This window comes from Acinetobacter sp. Ag2, assembly GCF_001005515.1.
Lineage (GTDB): Bacteria > Pseudomonadota > Gammaproteobacteria > Pseudomonadales > Moraxellaceae > Acinetobacter > Acinetobacter bereziniae.
Map to the genome: position 1 here is coordinate 46,479 of NZ_LBNA01000044.1, position 26,484 is coordinate 72,962.

Here is a 26,484-nt window from a genome sequence, read left to right on the forward strand (position 1 = left end):
TTTAGCAAGAAAAATTTCGAAAACAATAGAATTTAAAAACATCAGTGGATAAAAAAATGTATTCATCTTTGCTCACCATGACTTTTATGCGATGGTTGTTCTATTTTTACTGTATTGCGATATGTATTTTTATATTGATTCCTTTCAGTTATGCCCAACAAATGAATGTTCAAAATACTTATTCTCGATGCAGCGAAACACAGACTCAGCGATTGCTTGATCAACTTAACTTACTTTCATCACAACACAGCGATACACGCTATCCAACATTTGAGACCTGTATCGAGCTGGATCAAAATCTGCAATTGATTGCAGTTAGTCAACCACTTCCTCTGTCGTCTGGGTATCCAGATTACGACTTAAATCTTTATTTAATTGACAATACATCTGAAAAAATTCTAAATCACTATTATTATCCGATGACGATTACTTCAGATATCGGTCAGTATGAAAACTTACAATTTGATATTCATCACTTTTCTACAGACTATGCAACACCCGTTATTGGTCTGGCTTTAACCCACAAGCATTTAGGCAGGATCGACAAAACAATACGTGAAATAAAGTTATTCAAAATCAACAATCACCAACTGCAATTGGTTTTAGATAAATTTATGACGAATTACTCAGGTAGCGAAAGACCGTCTATGTGTGAAAATAATCAACAAATCGAGACTCAAATATTACTTCACCCATTAAAACAAAACAGTCACGGTTTAGCAGATATTCAACTCACTGAAAAAACAGAGCGCATAACACTTGACGAAAAAAATTGTAGTACCCATCGTATTGTCAAAAAGCAACGTCATATCATGAAATTTGATGGTAAAGAATATCGTTTTAAACATCTTAAATTTTTAGACTTTGGAATTTAATTAGATTTTGAACTTTTAGAGATGAGCCTATGAAAATATTACAGATTTACCTTGGCATGGCATTGGTTTACATTTCAGGAAACTTATTTGCAGCCCCCTATCAACGTTGCTCAGAACAACAGCAGCAACAATTGATTGACCAATTTAAATTGGTCAATCAGCGTTTTGCCAATACAGATGCTGAAACATATCAAAGCTGTATCCATTTGGACAATGCACAAAGAATTCACTTAATCGCCATTAGCCAGCCAATTGATTATAAATCTTATGATGACATGGAACATGATCTGAATTTATATCTAATTGATTCTTCACAGCATAAAATTCTGCAAAAGTATAAAGCACCAGAAACCTTTTACTCAGATGCCGATCATTATGATGGTGCACAACTACATACCACCCGTTTTTCAACATTAAATGATATTGATGTCGTGGGTGTTGAAACCTCATCGTCGCATCAAGGTGGTTTCACTTATAGCCACAGTAATTTAACTTTATTTAAAGTTAATCCTAAACACCCCATTAAAGAAATTGGCGGTATCAGCATGAATGAAAGCGGCTATGAACGAATTGGAAACTGTTCAGAAAACAGTAATTCAGAAGTCAGACGCATCCTTATTTTATCAAATAAGATCACAGATGGCTTACAGGACATCATTTTAAAAGAAACTAAAAATCAGACCAAAACCAACTACAAAACCTGCACTTCGGTGAAAAAACAATATAAGCAACAACAAACGCTTAAATTTAATGGTCAAGTATATAAATTTCAACATCATAACTTTTTAAGTATTGATCCTTTTTAATTTGCGTTAAATGCTGTAATGACAATGTAGGGGTATTTTAAATTTTTATAGAATTTAAAACCTATTTGGACCAAAGTCGCAATTGTATAGAAAAACCAATAATTCACCTTAAAATCATTGGTGGAGCGTGTATTTTCCGTTATACTTTGGCGTTTTTAAAAATTAAGCCTGTGTGCAGACTGAGCAATAAAATTAGACTCAGTGACACACTTTTAGCCAATATGAAAATTGAGGAGTGACTTGGTTGTGAGTACTCGTTTTATGACTACTGCTGAAATACGTGAAGCATTTTTGCGTTACTTTGAATCGCAAGGACATACACGTGTCGCGTCGAGCTCACTTGTACCCGCCAATGACCCTACTCTGCTGTTTACCAATGCCGGCATGAATCAGTTTAAGGATTGTTTCCTTGGTCTAGAAAAACGCGACTATGTTCGTGCAACAACTTCACAAAAATGTGTACGTGCAGGTGGTAAGCATAACGACTTGGATAATGTGGGTTATACAGCACGTCACCACACTTTCTTTGAAATGTTAGGTAACTTTTCTTTTGGTGATTACTTTAAGCATGATGCTATTCGTTTTGCTTGGGATTTCCTAACAGGTGAAGAATGGTTAGCCCTTCCAAAAGACAAACTCTATGCCACTGTTTATCATACAGATGACGAAGCTTTTGATATTTGGAACAAAGAAATCGGTCTAGATGCTAGCCGTATCATCCGTATTGGTGACAATAAAGGCGAGAAATACGCATCTGATAACTTCTGGGCGATGGGTGATACAGGTCCTTGTGGTCCTTGCTCTGAAATTTTCTTTGATCATGGCGATCATATCTGGGGTGGCTTACCTGGCACACCTGAAGAAGACGGTGACCGTTTTATCGAAATTTGGAATAACGTCTTTATGCAGTTTAACCGTACTGCTGATGGCGTCTTGCACAATCTTCCTGCGCCATCTGTCGATACAGGTATGGGCTTAGAGCGTATTTCTGCTGTTTTACAACACGTCAATTCAAACTACGAAATTGACTTGTTCCAAAACTTATTGAAATCTGCAGCTGAAATCATCGGCGTAGATATGAGCCAAGCTCAAGCTGAGGCTCAGAGTCAAAATAAACCAATTGAATACCCAGCTTCGCTTAAAGTTGTTGCAGATCATGCACGTTCATGCTGTTTCTTGATTGCTGATGGTGTAAATCCATCCAATGAAGGACGTGGTTATGTGTTGCGTCGTATTATTCGTCGTGCTGTACGCCATGGTAATAAAATGGGCGCAACAGGTACTTTCTTCTACAAAATGTTGCAACCACTCATTGATGTGATGGGTGAAGCTTATCCTGAATTGGTTGAGCGTCGTCAAGTTATTGAAAATGCTTTGATTCGTGAAGAAGAGTTGTTTGCAAAAACACTTGAACAAGGTTTGAAATTACTTGAAAGTGAATTAGCAAACCTGAAAGGTAAAATTATCCCAGGTGAGACTGTCTTTAAACTTTACGATACTTATGGCTTCCCAACTGACTTAACTGCCGATATTGCACGTGAACGTGAACTCGAAATTGATGAAGCAGGTTTTGAAGTTGAAATGGCTGCACAGCGTCAACGTGCACGTGAAGCAGGCAAATTTGCAGTTGATTACAACAGCATTGTAAAAGTAGACAGCGAAACTCAGTTTGACGGCTATGACGCAACTCAAGGTCAGGGACAAATTGTTGCGATTTATAAAGATGGTGTTCAAGTTGACGAAGTCGTTGAAGGTGATGAAGCATTGATCGTGCTGAACCAAACACCATTCTATGCAGAAAGCGGTGGTCAAATTGGTGACACAGGTATCTTCAAAAATGAAACCGGTATTTTTGAAGTTCAAGATACCAAAAAATCAGGTAATGCATTTGTTCATCAAGGTATTGTCACTGTAGGCAGTCTAAAGGCAACACAGAGCGTTGAAGCTATTGTGAAAGCTGACATCCGTGACGCGACTGCACGTAACCACTCTGCCACTCACCTTTTACATGCTGCATTGCGTCAAATTTTAGGTGAACATGTTCAGCAAAAAGGTTCATTGGTTGCCTCTGATCTTTTACGTTTTGACTTTGCCAATGACCAACCTGTGAGCTTCGAACAACTGCAACAAGTTGAACGTTTAGTGAACCTTGAAATTATTGCCAATACTGCTGTATCTACAGAACTTCTCGGCATCGAAGCAGCCAAAGATAAAGGCGCAATGATGTTGTTTGGTGAAAAGTATGGCGATGAAGTTCGTGTACTGTCTATGGGCTCACTAAAAGATGAGAAAAATTTCTCGATCGAGCTGTGTGGTGGTATCCATGTAAAACGCACAGGTGATATTGGTTTATTCAAAATCACTTCTGAAGGTGGTGTTGCTGCGGGTGTACGTCGTATTGAAGCTGTCACAGGCACGAAAGCACTGGAAGTAGTACAAAAAGTAGATGCTGATATTTTACATATCAATGATCTACTGAAAGCCCAAAAAGACCAAACTGTTGAGAAAGTTGAAGCAGCGGTTGAAAATGCGCATCAACTGCAAAAACAAATCGAACAATTGAATCAAAAATTGGCGAACTTTCAAGCTTCTGACTTGATCAATCAAGTGACAGAAATTGCTGGTCGTCAAACACTTATTGCCACAGTTCAAGGACAAGATGCGAAGTCAGTTCGCCATCTTCATGACAGTGTCAAATCTAAATTAGAGAATGCAGTAATCGTGCTTGCAGGTGTTGAAGGTGACAAAGTGAGCCTGATCGCATCTGTAGCAAAAGATTTCACTGCAAATCTAAAAGCAGGTGACATCATCAAACACTTAGCAACTGAGCTTGGTGGTAAAGGTGGTGGTAAACCTGACTTAGCACAAGGTGGCGCGCCACTAAACGAGAAGTTTGAACAAGTGATGACAGATTTAACTGCATGGCTTGCTCAAAAATAAAACTTCACCTTTTGTGTAACTGACTCTAATGCCAATTAGAGTCATGGCTTATATGGAACAACTATGGCATTAATCGTTCAAAAATATGGCGGTACTTCTATGGGTACTCCCGAGCGCATTTTAAATGTTGCTCGTCGTGTAAAGCGTTGGCATGACCACGGCCACAAGGTTGTAGTGGTTGTATCAGCAATGAGTGGTGAAACCAACCGCTTATTAGCTTTAGCGAAAGCCATTACCGAAACCCCTGATCCTCGTGAATTAGACCAAATGGTGTCAACGGGTGAACAGGTAACGATTTCAATGTTAGCAATGGCGCTCAATTCAATTGGTGTTGAAGCTAAGTCACTTACAGGTCGCCAAGTTGGGATTAAAACCGACAGCGCATTTACCAAAGCACGTATTGAAGCGATTGATACTGATGTAATGACCGGTCACTTAGATGCAGGTCGTGTCATTGTTGTTGCTGGCTTCCAAGGTTTTGATGCTGATGGTAATACAACAACTTTAGGTCGTGGTGGTTCAGATACATCTGGCGTTGCATTGGCTGCTGCCTTGAAAGCAGATGAGTGTCAAATTTATACTGATGTTGATGGTGTATATACCACTGACCCACGTGTTGCACCTAAAGCCAAAAAAGTTGATCGCATTTCATTTGAAGAAATGCTTGAAATGGCATCTCTTGGTTCTAAAGTTCTACAAATTCGCTCAGTTGAATTTGCAGGTAAATACCAAGTGCCTTTACGCGTGTTATCAAGCTTTGATAATGACAATGATGGCGCATTCGACGAAGACTTTAAAAAGAATGTCGGAACACTAATCACCACTGAAGCGGAAGACAGTATGGAACAGCCAATTATTTCTGGTATCGCATTTAACCGTGACGAAGCTAAATTAACTATTTTAGGTGTACCTGATGAACCAGGTATTGCTTCAAAAATTTTATCGCCTGTTGGTGCTGCAAACGTTGAAGTGGATATGATTATCCAAAACGTTGAAGAAGACGGTACGACTGATTTCACATTTACAGTGAATCGTGGTGAACTTAAAAAAGCCAAAGCAATTTTAGAAGAAACTGCAACAGCAATTGGCGCACGTGAAGTTGCAACACGTGACGATATCGTCAAGGTTTCTATCGTTGGCGTGGGTATGCGTTCACACGCAGGTGTTGCGAGTAAAATGTTTACAGCACTTGCAGATGAAGGAATCAATATTTTAATGATCTCAACATCTGAAATTAAAATTTCTGTGATTATTGAAGAAAATTATCTTGAACTTGCGGTACGTTCTCTTCACACAGCGTTCGGTTTAGACCGTGAACATGGCGAATCGAGTGCGCGTGCGTAATTTTTGATCAAATATAGCAACTTATTCGCTGTTTTGACCAAGAAAAAATCAGAGCCACTATAGTGTTTTCTATAGTGGCTCTGTTATATTAGTTTTTGAGGTTTTAAAAAATTTCAACGGAGGGGTGAGAAAGTGAAAAACTTGTCACATTATTCTGTTAAAATTATCGGTGCTATTTAAAGTTGTGTTTTCTATTTTTTTAGAAATTCATCGCAGGTTTAGCGTTTAAGCAAGGAGATAAACATGCTGATTCTGACCCGCCGTGTCGGAGAAACTTTGATGATTGGGGATCAAGTCAGTGTTACTGTGCTTGGTGTTAAAGGCAATCAAGTTCGTATTGGTGTGAATGCACCAAAAGAAGTTTCTGTACATCGCGAAGAAATTTATCAACGTATTCAACATGAACGTGCTATGCACGAACATTTGCAACATATTGATCAAGATTATCAACCTTCTTTTGAAGATGATAATTCGCAAAACACATATAATCGTTAAGATTATAAATGTTTTGAAATATAAAGCGGCTTATATAGCCGCTTTAAATTTATTTGAACCACTGGTAAAAAACTTTGTGCTTATTCAAGACCTAAAGCTTTTTTTACGGGTGAATAACTACGTCGGTGTTGATCAATAACCCCGTGTTCTGCAATAGCATCAAAATGTGCCTTTGTTGGATAGCCTTTATGCTTTGCAAAACCAAATTGTGGATATTGCTTGTCTAAATCTACCATTTCATGATCACGGGTCACTTTTGCCAAAATACTGGCAGCACTGATTTCAGCATGTAACGCATCACCTCCTACCACAGCGTCACAGCTCATGTTTAAGCCTTTCGGAACTTTGTTCCCATCAACCAATACATGCTCAGGAACAAGCTTTAATGCTTCTACAGCACGTCGCATTGCCAACAATGAAGCTTGCAAGATGTTGAACTCATCAATTTCTTGATGTGTTGCTTCAGCTATCGCCCAAGCAAGTGCTTTTTCTTTAATCTCAATAAACAACTTTTCACGTTTCTTTTCAGTCAGTTTTTTTGAATCATTTAATCCTTCTATCGGATTATTTGGATCTAAAATAACAGCTGCAGCAACAACAGATCCAACCAATGGACCTCTGCCTGCTTCATCAACTCCAGCAACTAACATCGTCTTTCCTATCAAATCCATAGCTAAATTATTAAAGCCTTAAACAATTCTAGGTAATTATTTCATTGCTTCAGCAACACAGGCATTAATTGTTTTTGTTACTGCATTGGAAACAATCGTTGCACGTGCCTGAGGATCTAGTGCCGCTGTTGCTAAGTCTACAGCAGAGACACTTTGTGGTGCTTTCTCACTCACACAACCACAAATTTGGCTTTGAACATTGCTTTTTTGTTCAGCAGTCATCACTCGTGTTGCCACTTTCCATGCAGGTAAGTTTTCTAATTCTGTCGTGCATTTTGCATTAATCGCAATTTTCATCGCTACAGCACCTAATTGCTGTGTCGTTGTCCCTGCTGCAGTAGGATCCATTGAATCCGTTGTCGCACAAGCAGTCAAAGCCAAGATCAAAGGTGCAATAAAGGCAGCAGTTTTTTTCACAATTTTTCCAGTTTATCGAATAAAGAATATATTTTGCCTAAACTTATAGTGAGATTAAACTAAAAATTCTAATAATCTTGTGCTCTGCCATTAAATGGATAATTATTTCTCATTTTCTGCATTAAGCGTTGCAAATTTAAAACAATCCGTTGATTTTTTGAGACTGATTTCCATGATAAAAACTCATATCATAAGCATCAAATTAAATTGGAATATGTAACATGCAACAAAAATCACAATACTATACAAGGACGGCACAGTGGTTACATTGGGTCATGGCAGTCATTTTTATCACCGCATGGGTCATTGGTTTTTATAGTGGTAATTTTTTAAGCTATGATGTCGATGGTCCATTCAAAGGCGATGTTATCACCTTGCACAAAAATATCGCTTCAGTGATTATCTTTTTGGTGATTATTCGAATTTTTTGGCGTTATACACACCCAGTGCCAGAACTCCCAGCAACCATGTCTCCCTTGATGAAAACTTTGGCTCACTTGGGACATCTCGGTCTTTATTTCATGCTTTTGGCTTTACCGATCACAGGCTGTTTATTTAGCTGGAGTGCTGGTCATCCTGTTCCTGTATTATATCTGTTTGAGATTCCAAGACTGGTTCAAGACAATCCTGATTTAACTGCGATTGTAAAACCACTGCATATTTATATTTCATGGGCAGCCGGGTTATTACTGGTCGGACATATTCTTGCAGCGCTTAAACACCATTTTATTGATAAAGATAATGTTTTAAAAAGCATGACTCGTCAGGGCTAAATCTCAAGATACAACGATTTGAGATTAAAATTGTTTGCACTTAAAAGCACATCTAAATGATGTGCTTTTTTTAAATTTATTTTAGGACAGGACATATAGTCAAACCGCCTGATTATTCATACCAGTGATTTAGATGATTCATTTATTTTGTACTTTTGAATCATAAACAGTATGCTATCACGAGGCGACATGGATGTCGCCATGTTGAGCGGGGGGTATTAGGATGTACCCCTCGCTCAACGGAAGATTTTTGTTACTTTTCATCTCTGAAAAGTAAAGTATCGCCTACGCAAAACAATTTAAACTTTAAAGCTAAAGCGTGGCAGTGCAAGCTTTATATCATCAAACAATATATTGATCGCTTTAATTTTATTGATCAACAGAAATGATATTCTGCTGTATGAATTTTTCAACAGATTGACTATATCATCTATAATTTAAAGCTTCTTTTGCACAACCTTTCAAGCTGTTCATAACTGCCTTTTGAACCAAACTGTCTTTAGCCGACTCGCTCACGGTCGCCTTAAGCAATTCTGTAGCAGGAATATCATTTAAAGCATTATCACTGACGCAAGCACAGATTTTCTCCTGCGCTTGGTTTTGCTGAGTGCTCGACCATAGAAAAGCCGAAGCTTGCCAAATTTTTGAAGATTTTAATTCATTGGCACATTGCAATTCTATCAAAGGCTTAAACATTTTTTGCGTCATGCTTTTATTGGAATCCGCACAAGCAACCGTGATGGGTAAAATCAACATCAATGCGGTTAAAAGTTTCAAATCATTTTCCTCATGAAAAAAACAGTGCTCACACACTGTTTTTAATATGGCTAGGATATACCTTGACTTAGCTTAATGCATCTATTTGATGATTCCAATTTTGCTTTTCTTCAGCAGAAATAAAAGCAGCATCAAATGAGTTTTTTGCCAATTGTTTTAATTCTTGTGTCGATAAATCCAAAGCTTCTGCAATTGATATAAAGTTATCATTCATATATCCACCAAAATAAGATGGATCATCTGAATTTACAGTCACATGAACACCCTGCTCTAATAAGCGCTGGATATTATGCTGCGCCATATCATTGACAACACATAGTTTAAGATTACTGAGTGGGCAAACCGTTAAAGGCATTTTTTCAGCAATTAAACGTTGCATAAGTACAGGATCTTCCTCTGAACGAACCCCATGATCTATACGATTGACTTTGAGGAGATCTAAAGCTTCCCATACATATTCAGCTGGACCTTCTTCTCCAGCATGTGCAACAACCAAAAATCCAGCTTCACGTGCTTTAGCAAAAACACGTTCGAATTTAGCAGGTGGATGCCCTACTTCACTTGAATCTAAACCAACACCAATGATTTGATCTTTAAATGGCAGTGCCTGTTCCAAGGTTTCAAAAGCAGCTTCTTCACTTAGATGACGCAAGAAACACATAATCAAATGTGAACTAATCCCAAGCTTAGCTTTTGCATCATCACACGCACGTTGTAAACCGTTGATCACCGTTGCAAATGCTACACCACGGTCTGTATGTGTTTGTGGATCAAAGAACATTTCGGTATGTACCACATGATCTTCTGCGCATTTCTCAAAATACGCCCAAGCCAAATCATAGAAATCCTGTTCCTTAACCAGTACATTCGCGCCTGCATAATAAATATCAAGAAATGATTGAAGGTTATGGAAGTTATATGCCTGTTTGACTTCCTCTACAGATTTATAAGGAATATCAATCTGATTACGCTGTGCAATCGCAAACATGAGTTCTGGCTCGAACGTGCCTTCAATATGTACATGGAGTTCCGCCTTTGGCAAAGCACGGATGAGTTCTAACCTATTCACGATATATCCTCAAATTTTTTAAATTAAATCAAAACATCCAAATCACTTGGATTTATATCTACATATTAAATAAAAAAGGGTGCAAACATAAGTTTACACCCTCTACGCATTTCTGGATATTAGCCACCAAATGCAACGAATTTAATCACCCAAAGCACAGCAATAATCCACACCATATAAGGTACAGTTTTAGCTTTACCTGTAAACAGTTTAACCAAAGCATAGCTAATGAATCCCATTGCAATACCATCTGCAATTGAGTAGGCAAAAGGCATAAATACGATGGTCAAAAATGCTGGAACAGCTTCGGTAATGTCATCCCATTCAATGTTGGTGATCCCTTGGATCATCAATACACCAACAAATAATAATGCTGGTGCTGTTGCAAAACCAGGAACAGATTGAGCAAGCGGTGCTAGGAATAAACATGCAAGGAATAATAAACCCACAACAACAGCAGTTAAACCTGTACGACCACCAGCAGCAACACCTGCGGATGATTCAATATAAGGTGTCGTTGAAGATGTTCCTAAGGCAGCACCTGCAACAATTGCAGTAGAGTCTGCAAACAATGCTTTTTTCAAACGTGGCAATTTACCATCTTTTAACAAACCTGCACGATGTGAAACACCAACCAATGTGCCTGTTGAGTCAAAAAGATCAACCAAGAAGAATACAAAGATAACGCCTACCAAACTTGCTGAAAATAAATTTTCAAAATTCATTTGCATGAACGTTGGTGCAATTGAAGGAATTGTACCCACAACACCCTTAAACTCGTTTAAGCCGAGCGCTGTTGCAATTCCTGTTACTGCTAAAATGCTGATAATAATTGCACCACGAACTTTATAGTGATGCATAATGACTGTGAGGAAAAAGCCTAACAAAGTCAATAAAACAGTCGGTTGTTTTAAATCACCTAAACCAACCAGCGTTGCTTGATTCGCAACAATAATGCCTGAGTTTTTCAATGCAACCAGCGCAAGGAATAAACCAATCCCTCCCCCTATTGCAAACTTCAATGACATTGGAATGGCATTTACAATCGCTTCTCGGATCTTAAACATACTAATTGCAATGAATACCAATCCAGAAACAAATACAGCAGCCAATGCTGTTTGCCACTCAACCCCCATTCCCAAGCAGACTGAATAAGTAAAATACGCATTCAACCCCATACCTGGTGCAAGCGCAATTGGATAGTTCGCTACCACCCCCATAACCAAACAACCAATTGCAGCTGCCAAACATGTTGCGACAAATACTGCACCATGATCCATACCTGTCTCAGATAGAATCAATGGATTAACAATGATGATATAACACATCGTTAAAAACGTTGTTAAACCTGCAAGTATTTCGGTTCTAAACGTTGTTTTGTTTTCACTTAATTTAAATAAGCGTTCGAGCAAACCCGCTGAAGGATTTGGATTCGTCATTGTTGAGCCCCTGTTAAGTTTGAGCTATTCGTTGATAAAATCGAGTTGATTGAGTAAATGATACATGGCATCAATTTAGCCGTAGTTAAGCATTCAATAAACATACCAAAATGACATTTCCGATAAAAAACTTGAATTAAAAAAGCTGCGAATGCGCAGCTTTAATATTCTAGAATGTATAAACGGACTTGATCGGTTACATTTCGCAAATTATATCATACTGTTTATATAATTTTATCAAACTGGACGTCCTCCCCCGTTCATTTCATCGGATCTGATAATTTTTGAACATCAGCATAGCCACTCTTGAGATTAGATGGATGAATGATTGCGCTTTAAAATACGCTGATTATTTGGGTTCGCTTCAACATTTTTAATGGTTAAATTTGCTTCTTTAATTATATTCAGCATTTCTTGCTGTTTTTTCTGTTGCGTATCCACATAGGTAAAATAACCAAGAAATAAAATCCCAGCGAAGACTGTCAAAGTTATGAGCTTTACCATTTTTAAATCATGTCAAGTGATAAATTTCGGCGATTATACATATATTTTGTGACTCGCATAACACTTTTATCTAAAAAAATGAATCAAGATGCATTTATTAAAATATCGCACTTGAACAGTGCATTTTTATGGACCAAACACCACAAAATGACAACAATTAAAGCAAAATTCGGTTTAGGTCGTTAAGTTTGAGACTTGCTTAAATTAACCTACACATCGTCTATCAAGAAGGTGTACATCTTCCTTGATGATACACGGCATAGCAAAATCTAAAAGACTCAATACGAGAAAAAAAACCATAAAGCATTATTCAATAATCAACATTGATGAATGCTTTTAATTAATCTGTCCGCCTGATGCTGCAATCAATTGTGCTGTATTGTTTAACTGTCGTTGTTTTAACTCCAAAGTTGCTTGTTCTGCTTGTAAGCGCAAATTTTGTGCCGTAACCACTTCTAAATAACTCACCATACCAGCTTGATAACGGCGAGTGACCACTTGTTCATTTTCTCTTGCTAATTCAAATAGACGACTTTGTTCATTTTGTTGTTGCCTAAAACTGGCAGATTGTAGAAGTGCATCTTCAACTTCCTTCCATCCTGTTAAAACCGTTTGTTTATAAGTTGCCGTTTTTTCAGCATAACGTGCTTGTGCAAGCTCAATTTCAGCTTTACGTTTACCACCATCAAAGATCATCGATGTCGCTTGCAGACCTGTTGACCATAAGTATTGTGGCGCTTGGAATAATTGACTCAATGTTTGAGCATTGACTGATCCATTTATACCGATACTAAGATCAGGTAGCCAAGCCGTTTGCGCTAATCCAAGTTCTGCATGTGTGGCTGCAAGTTCTCGTTCAGCACGTCGAACATCTGGACGCTGAATTAATAAATGGCTAGGAATTTGTGTGGGTAAAACAGGTATTTGAAAGGTTTGTTGCTGCCGAGCCAAGTGAAATTGTGAAACCGTTTTGCCCTGTAGTACAGCCAAAATATTTTCTTGTAGATCACGATCACGTTGTATTTCAATCTGCTGAATATCAACTTGTTTGCGCTGTGTTTCTGCTTGAATCACATCTGCACGTGCGATCATTCCAGCAAGATATTGATTATTGAGAATATCGACAGATCGTGAATAACTTTTTTGGGTTTGCTGTAATACCGCTAACTGCGCATCCAATATCCGTATATTCCAATAAGCCTCTGTTGCTAATAATTGCTGATTGAGTCTTACAGCATCTAAGTCTGCTTGAGAAGCGGCTAGATTTGCATTTTGTCCTTCAATCGCTTTTGCAACTCTGCCCCACAAATCTGGGATCCAACTGGCTTGAATCCCCGTAGACCATTGATTTTTTGCTGAGCTTTGCTTGCTTGCTTGACGATTTACCCCCCCCTCTACGGTTAACTTTGCTGAACGTTGCGCATACTGTTGATTGAGCAATGCAGCAGCTTGCAGATATCGTGCTTCAGCCTGTTTTAAATCCAAATTTTCGAGATTGAGTTGTTGCATCAATTGATTCAAGGTTGAATCATGATAAATCTCCCACCATGCATTTGAGTGTATTTTTAAATTTTCGGTTTGTTTCCAGTTTAAAGTTGAATATTTATAGTGCTGATCTGCTTGAATAATTGGTACTTGATATTGTGGTGGATGCCAAACTTTGGTTGATTGACATGCTGTCAAAAACAACATACAACTTAGACTGATCACATTTTTTTTGATTAAATTTTGCATGTTATATTTCCTACTGACCTGACTGAACGGTATGGCTACGCTTCAATCTTGCGCAAAATTCTGCACACTTTTCCAAAGCTAAATATAAGACAGGTGTGCTATATAAGGTGAATAACTGACCCAGTGCTAATCCCCCCACAATGACTACACCTAAAGGTTGGCGTAACTCAGCCCCTTCAGCCCAGCTAAGTGCCAATGGAATCGCGCCAAGTAGTGCTGCGCTATTGGTCATTAAAATCGGACGAAAACGCAAGCTTGCAGCAGACAACACGGCTTGGTATGCGGACTTACCTTGACGCCGTTCAAGCAAAGTAAAATCAATTAAAAGGATGGCATTTTTCACCACGATACCAATCAACAAAAACATGCCTAAAAGTGCAATAAGGGTAAATTGAAAATCAAATAACCATAGGGTAAATAGCGCTCCCAATGCCACAGCAGGGATGGTAGATAAAATAGTTAAGGGATGAACCACACTCTCATAAGTAATCCCTAATAGAATATAAATCAGTAGTATCACCACCAAAATTAACCATGCTGTGCTTAAGCCACCTTGTAAACTTTCTGCTTCCACATCTTTATCCGTGGTCATAAATATTTCATTGGGCAACATCACTTCAGGCAAAACAGATCGTATCGCAGCATCGGCCTGTTCATAACTGTAACCTTGTTTCACCACATAACCGATCCCCATCGCTGCAAACTGATTACGGCGATATACTCGATCGTTGCTAATCCCATAGGACCATTTAGCAAAGTTACTCAATGGTACAGATGCACCCTGTTGATTCGGTATACGCACATTCGCCAAAGCTTCTGGATGCTCAGTAAAATGCTTATCGACTTCCATCACCACATGAAATTGTTGATTTTGATCATAAATGGTTGAAATCTGACGTTGTGAAAATGAGTTATTCAATACACTCGAGATATTTTCAATCTCTACGCCCAAACGACGAGCAGCTTCACGATCTATATCTAATGTGACATGCTGAGCGCCTTCATCTCCCATGCTTTCAACTTCCTCAAGTTCAGGAAGTTTTTGCATGGCCTGCGCAACTTTGGGCACCCATTGGCGTAATAAGGCAACATTGTCAGATTGCAGAAGCAACATATAATCTTGGCCACTCCCGCTTGAAAATGGATCATCTAGTTCTAACTCTTGCTTAACACGTGCCGAGAAAATTGCCCCAGCTTGCCAAGGTGCATTTTGCTTAAGTCGCTCAACAATTTCATGTGAAGATTTTCCACCACGCTCGGCTTTAGGTTTTAAACTCACCATGAGAAAAGAGTTCGTGGTTCCTCCTGCTCCGCCTGAAGTCCCAATGACATCTTTTACGGCTGGGTCTTTTAATACACTTTGACTGAAACTGGCAATTTTCGGCTGCATGATCTGAAAAGAGAACCCATCATCACCACGTATAAAGGCATCTACACGACCTGTATCTTGCTCAGGTAGCACCCGTTTCGATAAATTTTGGTAAAGATATGCGGATGCCCCAATTGCCCCAATCCACAATAGAATTGCAATATAGGCATGTCCAATCATCCATTTCAGGGAGCGCAAATAGAGCTGAGTTAAATATTGTGTTGTACGATGGCTAAACTGGTACAAAGCTTGATGCTGATAACTTTTAAGGGGTTTAAGTGTCCGTGCAGACAAACTGGGGGTCAGAACCAATGACACCAATACAGATAAAATGACAATAAACACTAAAGTTAAAGAGAACTCTCTAAACAATCGTTCAATTACACCGCCCATAAATAGTACGGAAATAAAAATCACCACCAAAGCTAAATTCATTGCCACCAAAGTCGCACCAACTTCACTGATACCTTTGATTGCGGCTTGAACAGGCTGTTCACCTTGTTCAATATGGCGCTCAATATTTTCTAAGACGACAATGGCATCGTCCACAACCAATCCGATTGCCACAATCACAGCCATAATCGACAAATTATTCAGTGAAAAACCAGCGAGATAAATCAAACTACATGCGCCAATCAAAGTCACCACCAAGGCAATACTGGGCACAATTGCACTTTGTAAACGTCCCAACATCAATGCGACGACGACGATCACCAAAAACATGGAAAATAATAAAGTATCACGTGCTTCATCAAGACTTGCTCGAATAATCTCTGATCCATCCATCACGGTGATGAGTTGAGCGTCCGCAGCAATCAAGGCATTTAACTCGGGTATCTTTTCTTTTATTTTTTCAATGGTCGCAACAGTATTGGCATTGGGCTGACGGCTGATTTTAATAATCACAGCAGGTTGACCATTATGAAAACCACTGACATAACGATTTTCAACGGAGTCTTGTACCTCTGCAACGTCTTTTAAATGAACCAATGTCTGCGCATTTCGATAAACCACCAAATCAGCAAAGTCTTGTGCAGTTTTTAAGTCATTTGAAAGTGCGACCTGCCATCTTAATTTTTCAGTCTCTATGACACCCAATGCCTGTGTTCGATTTGCCTGAACAATCGCTTCACGAACTTGCTCCAAAGAGATCCCTTGAGCAATCAAAGCATTCGGGTTAAGTATCACTCTCACCGCAGGCATAGAGGCACCATCAATGGCAACTTCACCAACACCACTGACTTGAGCAAGATTCGGTTGTAATTGATTCGCAGCAATCTCATAGAGTTTTCCAGCAGATAAATGCTTTGAACTCAATGCCAAATAAAGAATCGGGCTTTGACTTGGATTAATTTTAAAATATTCAGGTGGGCTAGGCATACCAGAAGGAAGCTGTGACATTGCCGCATTAATCGCTGCTTGTACTTCTCGAGCAGCTTCATTAATGTCCGTATCCAAAGCAAAATGCAAAACCACTTGACTTGAACCTTGACTACTCGAAGAGTTAATGGCTTTAACCCCTGACACCCCCATCATAGCTCGTTCCAAAGGAGTTGCCACTGTCGCAGACATACTTTCTGGACTTGCTCCTGGTAAACTGGCTCGTACAACAATTGTGGGGATATCAGCTTGCGGTAGAGCTGCCACTGGCAAGCGGAAATAAGCCAATATGCCCAACAATACAATTGCTATACCCAACAATATGCTGGCAACGGGTCGATGAATAAAGTTTGAGAGCACCTTCAAGACTCTCTCCCTACTTCATTTGCCGTTATTGTTGATGACTCAGATTTTGAAAAAGATTGTTGCAATCGATCAAAGAATAAATAAACCACGGGTGTTGTAAATAAGGTGAGTAACTGACTAACAATCAAACCACCGACCATCACAATGCCGAGTGGTTGGCGTAATTCTGCACCAGCGCCCGAAGCCAACATGAGTGGAATCGCTCCGACCAATGCTGCAAGTGTGGTCATTAAAATCGGACGAAAGCGCATTAATGCTGCTTGATAAATCGCCTGCTGCGGTGTCAAACCTTCATTCCTTTGCGCAGCCAAAGCAAAATCGACCATCATGATGCCGTTTTTCTTGACCAGACCAATTAATAGGATGATTCCGATCAATGCAATCATATCCAACGGTCGTTGTACCAAAAACAAAGCCACTAAAGCACCGATTGCAGCAGAGGGTAATGTTGAAAGAATGGTAATGGGATGAATAAAACTTTCATATAAAATCCCCAAAACAATATACATCGTGACAATCGCGGCGATGACCAGCCAAAATGTATGTTGTTGGGCATTTTCAAATGCTGCCGCCGCACCTTGTAATTTCAACTTCACATCGATAGGCAAATTGAGCTGTCGTTCCACTTCATGAATGGTTTTAATTGCATCTCCCAATGCCACACCTGAAGCAAGATTAAAAGACACACCACTGGCAGGAAATTGTGCTTGTTGTTGTAAAATAATCGGCACTCTTTTTTGAACAATCGTAGCAACAGTACTGAGTAATATGGGTTCACCATTACCATTATGAATATAAGTTTGCCCTAAATGATCCAAACCTTGTGTCAAATCAGGATTGAGCTCTAAGACAATACGATACTGATTTGATTGGGTATACAGTGTCGCAATCTGACGTTGGGCAAATAAATTCTGTAAAGCCAAACTAATATCTTCAACGCTTAAACCTAAACGAGATGCAGCATCTCGATTGACCTCAATAAATGCCTGTAAACCTTGTCCACTCCCCTCACTGGTGACATCTGCAAATTCAGAACGTTGTGCCAATGCATCTACCAATAGAGGCGTCCATTTTTCTAAGTCTGAAGCTTGTGTTGCACTTAAACTGAGTTGATATTGAGTCCGACTAATTTTGTCTTCAATACTCAACTCCTGTACCGGTTGCATCCATCCATAAATACCTTGAACTTGACTCATTTGTTTACGCAAACGGGACATCACCAGATCAGCATCATCACGCTCAGCATGTGGCTTTAGGTTAATTAAAATACGCCCATTGCTCAGTTTCGGATTATTGGCATCTACTCCAATAAATGAAGATAAACTTTCAACCGCAGGATCTTTGAGAATTTGACTGGCAAGTTTTTGCTGACGTTCACTCATGGCTTGGAATGAAATATCATCTGGTGCTTCAGTTACGACTTGAATCACCCCACTGTCCTGCACTGGGAAAAATCCTTTGGGAATCGCCCAATATAAGAATCCTGCCAGCAATACTGTACTCAACATTACGACTAAGGTCAGGGGTTGATGGCGAAAAACCCACGTCAACCCTTTAGCATAATAATCAATAACTTGATCTAAGCTCCAAGACTTTTTTGAAGTTGCATGCTGAGTTTTTTTGAGTAAATAGGCGCACATCATCGGTGTCAATGTTAAAGACACCCCCAAAGAAATTGCGATTGCTGCTGCCAAAGTGACTGCGAACTCATGGAATAAGCGCCCAACGACGTCGCCCATAAACAGTAATGGAATCAGTACTGCGATCAATGAGACTGTCAAAGATATAAGAGTAAAGCCAATTTCTCGAGCACCTTTCAATGCTGCTTGTAATAAATTTTCTCCAGACTCTCGGTGCCGTGCAATATTTTCCAGCATCACAATCGCATCATCGACCACAAAACCCGTCGCAATCGTCAGTGCCATTAAGGTCAGATTATTAACAGAGAAACCTAGAAAATACATCACCACAAAAGTACCAATAATTGAAAGCGGTACAGCAATACTTGGAATGATGGTTGCAGATAAATTCTTTAAAAACAGAAAGGTCACCATGACCACAAGACAAACAGCAAAAACCAATTCTTTTTGTACATCTCGAATTGAGCTTCGAATACTTTCCGTACGATCTGTTAAAACCCGAATTTTAACGTTTTCAGGTAAATTCTTTTGTAATTCAGGCAATACCTGCTTAATTTGATCAGCAACCTGAATCACATTGGCATTCGGTTGGCGTTGAATATTCACCAAAATCGCTGACTGGCTGTCTGCCCAAGCCGCCATATAACGGTCTTCACTGCCTTCTATGATCTTTGCCACATCTTTTAAACGTATCGGTGCGCCGTTATTCCATCGCAAAATTAAATTTTCATAATCGTGAATTGAGCGAATCTGGTCATTGGCATCCAACATTGTGGTTCGAAAAGGACCATCAAAACTGCCTTTCGGTTGATTGGCATTGGCTGACTGAATCGCTGTTCGTACTTGCTCTGCACTCATTTTGTAAGAAGCAAGCGCGGCTGGATTCATTTGTACCCGTATTGCAGGTCTTTGCCCACCTGCAAGACTGACCATGCCCACACCAGTCAGTTGTGAAAGTTTCTGAGCAACACGTGTATCAACCATGTCATAGACTGTAGTTAAAGGCAAAGTATCAGAACTAATGGCCAAAGTAATCACTGGAACATCGGCAGGATTAACCTTGCGATACACAGGTGGTGTGGGCAGATCATCGGGTAACTTATTGCTGGCTGTACTGAGTGCGGACTGCACTTCTTGCTCAACTACACCCAATTCCGCACTGAGTTCGAACTGTAAAGTAATTACCGACGCACCAACAGAACTACTGGACGACATCTGTTTCAACCCTGCAATTTTCCCCATTTCACGTTCAAGTGGCGCGGTAATGGTTCTTTGCACCGTATCGGGATTTGCACCGGGTTGAAAGGTATATACCTGAATAATCGGATAATCGACTTGTGGCAAAGCAGATACAGGGAGCAAACGCCAAACTAAGAAACCACTGAATAACAAGGCAAGCATTAACAGCGTCGTAGCGACTGGACGTAAAATAAAGAATCGTGAAATATTCATGATTTATCTCTGAGTTGCGTCCACGTTTGAAGTTTGTTGGCGCTGATCTGAAACGATTTGAACTTCTTTTCCTTCTGATAGTCGATCAATCCCTTCTAAAACCACCTGCTCTTTTGCTGTTAAACCCTCTATCACTTCAATTTGACCGTTTGAAGTCATGCCCAGTTTTAACATGCGAATTTCAGCTTTATGTTGTGGATTAACAATATAAACATAGGTTCCTTTGGCGCCATGTTGCACAGCATCATTTGGAATCGTGATGGCATTCTGAATCGTCTGTGTATTCAAGCGAACATTGACAAATTGATTAGGAAATAAAGCATCGTCTTGATTGTTAAATACTGCTTTTAGCTTTAATGTTCCGGTACTGACATCAATCTGATTATCCAGTGATTGCACATGTCCCATCGCTAACTTATTTTGCTCGCTTTTGTCCCATGCACTCACTTCAATTTGCTGTCCTTTTTTCAAAGTATCACGTAGCCCCATCAAATAATTTTCGGCAACTGCAAATTGCACATAAATAGGATGGACTTGAGTAATTGTGACCAAGCCTGTTGTTTCATTGGCCTGAATCAAATTACCGGCATCTTTTTGTCTAAAGCCTACTCGCCCTGCAATCGGTGAATAAATTCGTGTATACGATAGCTGTAATTTAGCCGCATCAACTTGGGCTTTGTTTGATTGTATTTGCCCTTTAAGCTGATTCACCAATGCTTGTTGTTGTTCGACTTGCTGTTTGGCAATCGAGTCTTGCTTAAACAGTAATTGATAACGTTTTAACTCTGTTTCTGCATTTTGCAGTTGTGCTAAATTTTGCTGCTGGGTGCCCTGCGCCTGTGCCAATGCAACTTGAAACGGTGCAGGATCTAATTGTGCAAGTAGCTCGCCTTTTTTAACCCATTGACCTTCTTTAAAATAAATTTGTTGTAGCACACCAGAAACTTGACTTTGAACATTGACGGTATGTGCAGGAATTACCGTTCCTATAGCTTTGATCTCAAGTTGTAAATTTTGCTGCTGTACGGATACTGTTCTTACAGGAACAGGTTTACTCCACTGACTGTATTCCTCTACAGGTTTAGACGTCGATTTTTTCCAATAAAAACCTGCCAGCGCCAAGCCAATGAGAATGATTAATCCAATTAAATATTTAAACTTCTGCTGAAGTGAACTCTTTTTGGGGCTTATATTGACTAATGGATTACTCATAAAAACTCTTATTCAGACAGTCGCAGAATTCGCGATATTTACAAAGATCAAACCTAATAAAGTGATAATTCACTAAAAATCAGTGCTCATTTCATCCATTCGCTTGATGAAACTTGATTTAAATCAGTTCAATACTACATGTTGCTTTTTGTAATGTTTATTATTGCATTTAATAATCATTATCACTATCATTATTTTCAATACTTATATCTACCCAGCAAAACTTTGTTCTATTCGCTGATTCAACAGGCAACTTCAATGAATTTGAACGTAGAAAAACAGCAATGGTTCAACCATATTTATCAAGACTATCAAAGTAGTTTGGTTTTGTGGTTTAAGCATAAGCTGCATAATCACCATTCTTCAGAAGACTTGAGTCAAGAAGTTTTTTATCGTGCATTAAAAAGCAACTATCGTTTTGAAGAAATCAAAGAACCTAAAGCATGGCTATTGGGCATAGCCAAACATGTCATCATTGATCATTGGCGACATCAGCAAATTGAACGAGGTTATTTAGAGACACTCCCTTCAATCACTCAAGATGATTATCCTTCGACTGAACATCAAATCTGCATGCGCGAAACTTTGAATCAGGTCCAACAAACCCTTGAAAACCTTCCCAATCGAGTTGCTCAGGTTTTTTTATTATCTCAGTTAGAAGGAATGACTTATCGCGCCATTGGTCAGCAACTCAATATTTCACAGGCCACAGTAAAAAGAGATATGAAGCAGGCATTCAGCGCTTGTTCTAAAACCTATAACAATACCTTGAACTAGATATATCGTGATCAGATTAATATTTTCTCGATGATATAAAGGCTTTACAAATTAAAATTCAAGTCACTGATTTATATAAAATAACAAACATTTCTTTTTTAATATTTTTATTTTCAAATTGTCTAAAAGTAAAAAATTTAGAAAAATTTGAGCTTTTTTTTCACATTAAACGACTAATAGATAAATATAACTCGTATGAGAATCTTATGAAGGAACATCAAGCTAAGCATGCTCTGACTGTGGCTATTCGAACTGTACTTTGGGGTGGATCTATTTTGGTCAATGGATCATTATTTGCAGCATCAGATAATACTGAGAATCTGCAACAAAATTCCGAACAACTCCCTACCATTACGGTCACTGCTGCCAACAGTGATACATTAACAACAGAAGAAACAGGTCTTTATACGGCGAAAGCAACCACTGCATCCACTGGATTAGCCCTCAGTTTAAAAGAAACACCGCAACTGGTAAGTGTGATTACTCGCCAGCAAATGGAAGATCAAAATCTCACCCAGTTAACAGATGTGGTCACTCAAGCTGCGGGTTTAACCATCAATCAAGGCGGAAATATCGGCTCCGATAACACACCAATTTATGCGCGTGGTCAAAGCGTAGACAATTACTTATTGGATGGTGTAAAACTCCTAAACTCTTATTCAAGTATCTTTCAAAGCCAAGATACTGCGCTTTTTGACCGTATTGAAATTGTACGTGGTGCTAATGGTTTAATGACTGGTGCCGGTTCAGCAAGTGCCAGTATCAACATGGTTAGGAAAAAACCATTACAGAATTTTAAAGCTTCAGTGAGTGCAAGTGCTGGCTCATGGGACACATATCGTACCGATATTGATGTTTCATCACCATTAAACCAATCAGGAAGTCTTCGTGGTCGTGCCGTATTGGCTTATCAAGATGGCGACTCTTATATCGATCGTTATGCTGAAGAACGTAAAGTTGCTTATGGTGTACTTGAAGCTGATTTGACTGATCGAACCAAAGCAAGTTTCGGTATCAGCCACCAACAAATTGATATTACAGGCATCGCACGTGGGGGCTTACCTTCATACTATAAAGATGGATCACTGATCAATTGGTCACGTTCTGATTCAGCGGCAGCTGACTGGACCTATTCAGACCGTTCAACAACAGGTTATTTTGCAGATATTGAACATAAATTTAATGATAATTGGAAACTCAAGGGAACGATTTCTCGAACTGAAACCTCTTCTGATGAGGTAGTCGGCTATGCATATAGTTCCGGCATCGATAAACAAACAGGTGCTGGCGCATTAATTTATGCCACACGTTGGGATTATGAACCTACACAGAATCTATTTAATTTAACCTTAAATGGTTCCTTTAATCTGTTTAACCAAACTCATGATGTCGTCGTAGGGACAACCTATACAAAAAGTGACAATCAACGCCCAACATATTCCGGTTGGAATAATGGAATGTCTTGGGATGGTAATCTAGGTAATATTTTCACTTGGGATGGACATAATCCAACTCGTCCAGAAACAATGATTGATGGCTGGTACAGTGGTGATGACAGTAGTCGCTCTATATTCGGCGCTGTTCGATTAAAGCCTTCAGACAAAGCTGCAATTATCTTGGGGACACGCGTTGAAGATTGGAAGCGTGTGACCAAAAATCATGACAATGCCACAAACACTACCGAAACAACATCACGCAAAGAAACAGGTGAAGTGATTCCTTATATTGGGTTGACTTACGATTTGACTGAGCAGTGGACCACTTATGCCAGTTATACCAGTATCTTTTCTCCACAAGACAGAAAAACTGTGAGTGGTGACTATTTAGATCCGCTTATTGGAAATAGCACTGAGCTTGGAATTAAAGGTGAGTTCTTCGACAATCAATTAAATATTGGTGCTGCCATTTATCAAACCAAAGAAGACAATAAAGCCATTGCTGTCGATGGAGTTTTTGCTCCAGATGGCTCGCAAGCTTATCGCGCTGAATCAGGTACAGAAAGTAGAGGTTTTGAACTAGAAGCAACTGGAAAACTGACAGAGTTATGGCAAGTTTCAGGAAGTTTCACTCGTAATCTATCAAAGGATAATAAAGACAACGCCATAAATACCAATATCCCCAACAATACAGCAAAAATATTTACCACTTACACCCTGCCTTATTTCGATAAAGCACTGACAGTAGGTGGCAGTCTACGTTGGCAAAGCGATATTTATTCGGATGTGACTCGCCCTATAAATACACGCTTTACTCAAGACAGTTATACAATCGTTGATTTGATGGCACGTTATAAAATCAATGAAAATTTGTTGGTCAATCTCAATGTGAATAATCTATTCAATGAAAAATATCATTTAGCGACCACCAATAGTTATTATGGTGCACCCACAAACTTTAATGTAGGTGTTCGCTACAGTTGGTAATTCTGTTTTTAAATTTATGATTAAATCCGAGCTTAAATAAATTCAATCTAGTAATGTGTTTGAGTTTTAAAATAAAACGATAAAGTGGTCGTGATGACCACTTTATGCTTATAAAATAACAGTCCTTTTAGTCAGTACTAAATTTGACTACCAGAAATACAATGAGTTTAATTTGCTCTAGACTAGACATCTGTCTGACTACTTTTGAAATGGCCATTTTAATTGCGCCAAATATTCATTTGGAATTGGGCTACGTACACCTACTTGATCTGGTTTAATCTTTTGCTTTTCATAATAGAAGCTTCCAAAAATAATATCCCAAAAGATAAACACCTCACCAAAATTTTTCCGACCATGCCCGTGTTTATGATGAATGCGATGTACTTCAGCAACAGCAAAAATATATTTTAAAGCGCCGACTCGATAGTCCACATTGGCATGTTGAAAAAATAAGTGTACCGCCATGTACATCATCCAACAACCAATCAATATACTTGGAGCACCTAAGATTGCAAGAATCATAAGGCTTGGTCCTGCAAGTATTAAGGCACTCAATGGATGCCTTTTTTCAGCATTCAACCAGTATAGCCGACTAGAATGATGGTGAATTGCATGTAATTTCCATAGAAACTTATAACGATGACTGAAACGATGCATCAACCACAATCCAAAGTCGATCACCAAGGCGACAAGCATAAGTTGCCAAAACCATGACCATTGCTCTGGCCAGAGACGTGGGAAAAATCTAAATATATCCAATATTTCAATTATTTTAGATACAGAAACAATCAAAACTAAATTAAAAATAGCATGTAAAATATCGGTCAATCCATCTTGATGTGACTCTAACCAATTCGGCTGATAGGGCGAATGATATTCAGCCAAAGCAATCATCAAACCACTCAGCACAATAAATAAGATCGAACTTGACCAATATGTAATCTGCCCCGATAAAATCAAAAGCATAACCCAAACAGTCAAAGCCATCCAAACTGGGTAAAATAAATACCTGAATGACATCTTTAACAAGGTATTCAATTCATCACTCCTTTTCCGTTTAAAATGTCATTTCAGTATGTAGATTAGAAAGAGAAAAGAATTGAATGAAACAGCTAGATTACTATTCAAGTATAGGATCAGATGGTTGCCACATCGGAATCTGTTCGATCGATGGAATGAATTTTAACAGTGAAGGTTGAATACCAAACATCTGTTTGCACGTTCTACTGAAATGAGCTTGATCAGAAAAGTGGGATTGATATGCCGCATTTGTCAGGGTAGTTTGCTGACTAGTTGATTGAATCGTTTGAAGTAGTCGTAACCATTTACGATAACTTCTATAAGAAATACCAAAGCTTTCACTAAACCAGTGACTAAAACGACTTTCTGAGAGATTAAATTGTTCAGCGATTTGTTTAAGGGTTAAATCTTGCTGTTTACTCGAACTAAGAAAATTGGAAAGATGCTGTTTTCTTATCGTGGGTTGTTTAAAATGATTAATTCCACAGTAATTTAGCAGCATTTGAAAAGCTTTATCGTGATGACGCTGCTGGATAAAATATTTACGAAGTACAATCACCAAATCTTCAGGTAACACAGTCATTGCAGAGTTGGGTTGTAAGTATTGATGGATGATCGACGCAAGAAAATGTGTTTGATCAATATAAATTGAACAATATGTTCCTGACTTTAAATGGTGCAATGTATTTGCTGTAATATATACGCCACTGCTAAATATGCATTGTTCCTCACCACTGACCTGAATACATTCTCCTGCATTTTTTGCAAAACTTAATTGGTGCGCATGGTGTCGATGTAAATCGTTATCGCCAACATTCCCTTCAAAATACCCAATGCCATAGCCAATTGAGATTTTTCCCAGCCAGTATTTAGAAGATACGTCACTTTTTTTCACAAAAGTTATCGCCTTATTAAATTGATCATTTAAATTTATACAATAGCATTTTGACTACTTATTCATCCCTTTTAAGCACCTATTTAAAAACCACCGGTGGGTGGTT

20 protein-coding genes are annotated in these 26,484 nt (G+C 38.9%); 8 read left to right on the forward strand and 12 right to left on the reverse strand.

Going from position 1 to position 26,484, the window contains the following annotated elements:
• Nucleotides 1-56 precede the first annotated feature (56 nt).
• From AAV97_RS07950 to csrA, 5 genes are all read left to right on the forward strand, one after another.
• The gene (locus AAV97_RS07950) at nt 57-875 is read left to right on the forward strand and encodes a hypothetical protein (protein WP_046760278.1); all 819 of its coding nucleotides are present in this window, start codon (nt 57-59) and stop codon (nt 873-875) included.
• 29 nt (nt 876-904) lie between these two features.
• Nucleotides 905-1,681 carry a hypothetical protein gene (locus tag AAV97_RS07955; RefSeq protein WP_046760279.1) on the forward strand — a complete coding sequence of 259 codons (777 nt, stop codon included), beginning with the start codon at nt 905-907 and terminating at the stop codon, nt 1,679-1,681.
• A gap of 246 nt (nt 1,682-1,927) precedes the next feature.
• On the forward strand, nt 1,928-4,621 hold the full coding sequence (gene alaS / locus AAV97_RS07960; RefSeq protein WP_171249358.1) for an alanine--tRNA ligase: 2,694 nt from the start codon (nt 1,928-1,930) through the stop codon (nt 4,619-4,621).
• A 63-nt stretch (nt 4,622-4,684) separates the two neighbouring features.
• Complete coding sequence (locus tag AAV97_RS07965; RefSeq protein WP_004831179.1) at nt 4,685-5,965, forward strand: aspartate kinase; 1,281 nt, start codon at nt 4,685-4,687, stop codon at nt 5,963-5,965.
• A 243-nt stretch (nt 5,966-6,208) separates the two neighbouring features.
• Nucleotides 6,209-6,460: a carbon storage regulator CsrA gene (gene csrA / locus AAV97_RS07970; RefSeq protein ID WP_004721174.1), complete on the forward strand. Its 252-nt coding sequence runs from the start codon at nt 6,209-6,211 to the stop codon at nt 6,458-6,460.
• An 80-nt stretch (nt 6,461-6,540) separates the two neighbouring features.
• Here the strand turns inward: csrA and rnhB are convergent, their stop codons facing one another.
• Entirely contained in the window at nt 6,541-7,110 is a 570-nt protein-coding gene (gene rnhB, locus AAV97_RS07975) for a ribonuclease HII (protein ID WP_004831181.1), read from the reverse strand.
• A 57-nt stretch (nt 7,111-7,167) separates the two neighbouring features.
• Nucleotides 7,168-7,548: a hypothetical protein gene (locus AAV97_RS07980; protein ID WP_004831182.1), complete on the reverse strand. Its 381-nt coding sequence runs from the start codon at nt 7,546-7,548 to the stop codon at nt 7,168-7,170.
• Nucleotides 7,549-7,769: 221 nt separating this feature from the next.
• Between AAV97_RS07980 and AAV97_RS07985 the strand changes: the two genes are divergently transcribed.
• Nucleotides 7,770-8,321: a cytochrome b gene (locus tag AAV97_RS07985; RefSeq protein ID WP_009583912.1), complete on the forward strand. Its 552-nt coding sequence runs from the start codon at nt 7,770-7,772 to the stop codon at nt 8,319-8,321.
• A 426-nt stretch (nt 8,322-8,747) separates the two neighbouring features.
• Here the strand turns inward: AAV97_RS07985 and AAV97_RS07990 are convergent, their stop codons facing one another.
• From AAV97_RS07990 to AAV97_RS08025, 8 genes are all read right to left on the reverse strand, one after another.
• On the reverse strand, nt 8,748-9,098 hold the full coding sequence (locus AAV97_RS07990; protein WP_004831184.1) for a hypothetical protein: 351 nt from the start codon (nt 9,096-9,098) through the stop codon (nt 8,748-8,750).
• Between the two features lie 67 nt (nt 9,099-9,165).
• Nucleotides 9,166-10,167, reverse strand: coding sequence for an adenosine deaminase (locus tag AAV97_RS07995; protein ID WP_046760281.1), 1,002 nt, complete (start codon nt 10,165-10,167; stop codon nt 9,166-9,168).
• A 119-nt stretch (nt 10,168-10,286) separates the two neighbouring features.
• A complete protein-coding gene (locus tag AAV97_RS08000; protein ID WP_004831186.1) occupies nt 10,287-11,606 on the reverse strand; it encodes an NCS2 family permease in 1,320 nt (439 codons plus the stop codon).
• Between the two features lie 312 nt (nt 11,607-11,918).
• Complete coding sequence (locus tag AAV97_RS08005) at nt 11,919-12,110, reverse strand: hypothetical protein (protein WP_046760282.1); 192 nt, start codon at nt 12,108-12,110, stop codon at nt 11,919-11,921.
• 336 nt (nt 12,111-12,446) lie between these two features.
• On the reverse strand, nt 12,447-13,844 hold the full coding sequence (locus tag AAV97_RS08010; RefSeq protein ID WP_046760283.1) for an efflux transporter outer membrane subunit: 1,398 nt from the start codon (nt 13,842-13,844) through the stop codon (nt 12,447-12,449).
• Between the two features lie 10 nt (nt 13,845-13,854).
• Nucleotides 13,855-16,959: an efflux RND transporter permease subunit gene (locus AAV97_RS08015; protein WP_046760284.1), complete on the reverse strand. Its 3,105-nt coding sequence runs from the start codon at nt 16,957-16,959 to the stop codon at nt 13,855-13,857.
• Complete coding sequence (locus AAV97_RS08020) at nt 16,956-20,051, reverse strand: efflux RND transporter permease subunit (protein ID WP_046760285.1); 3,096 nt, start codon at nt 20,049-20,051, stop codon at nt 16,956-16,958. Before AAV97_RS08020 ends, AAV97_RS08015 begins: the two co-directional genes overlap by 4 nt.
• A gap of 3 nt (nt 20,052-20,054) precedes the next feature.
• Nucleotides 20,055-21,263: an efflux RND transporter periplasmic adaptor subunit gene (locus AAV97_RS08025; protein ID WP_046760286.1), complete on the reverse strand. Its 1,209-nt coding sequence runs from the start codon at nt 21,261-21,263 to the stop codon at nt 20,055-20,057.
• A gap of 258 nt (nt 21,264-21,521) precedes the next feature.
• Between AAV97_RS08025 and AAV97_RS08030 the strand changes: the two genes are divergently transcribed.
• Complete coding sequence (locus AAV97_RS08030) at nt 21,522-22,040, forward strand: RNA polymerase sigma factor (RefSeq protein WP_046760298.1); 519 nt, start codon at nt 21,522-21,524, stop codon at nt 22,038-22,040.
• A 206-nt stretch (nt 22,041-22,246) separates the two neighbouring features.
• Complete coding sequence (locus AAV97_RS08035) at nt 22,247-24,463, forward strand: TonB-dependent siderophore receptor (RefSeq protein WP_046760287.1); 2,217 nt, start codon at nt 22,247-22,249, stop codon at nt 24,461-24,463.
• A gap of 198 nt (nt 24,464-24,661) precedes the next feature.
• Here AAV97_RS08035 and AAV97_RS08040 read toward each other — a convergent pair whose 3' ends face one another.
• Nucleotides 24,662-25,450, reverse strand: a complete 789-nt coding sequence (locus AAV97_RS08040) for a sterol desaturase family protein (RefSeq protein ID WP_228136526.1) — start codon at nt 25,448-25,450, stop codon at nt 24,662-24,664.
• Nucleotides 25,451-25,583: 133 nt separating this feature from the next.
• A complete protein-coding gene (locus AAV97_RS08045) occupies nt 25,584-26,378 on the reverse strand; it encodes a helix-turn-helix domain-containing protein (protein ID WP_228136525.1) in 795 nt (264 codons plus the stop codon).
• Nucleotides 26,379-26,484 lie beyond the last annotated feature (106 nt).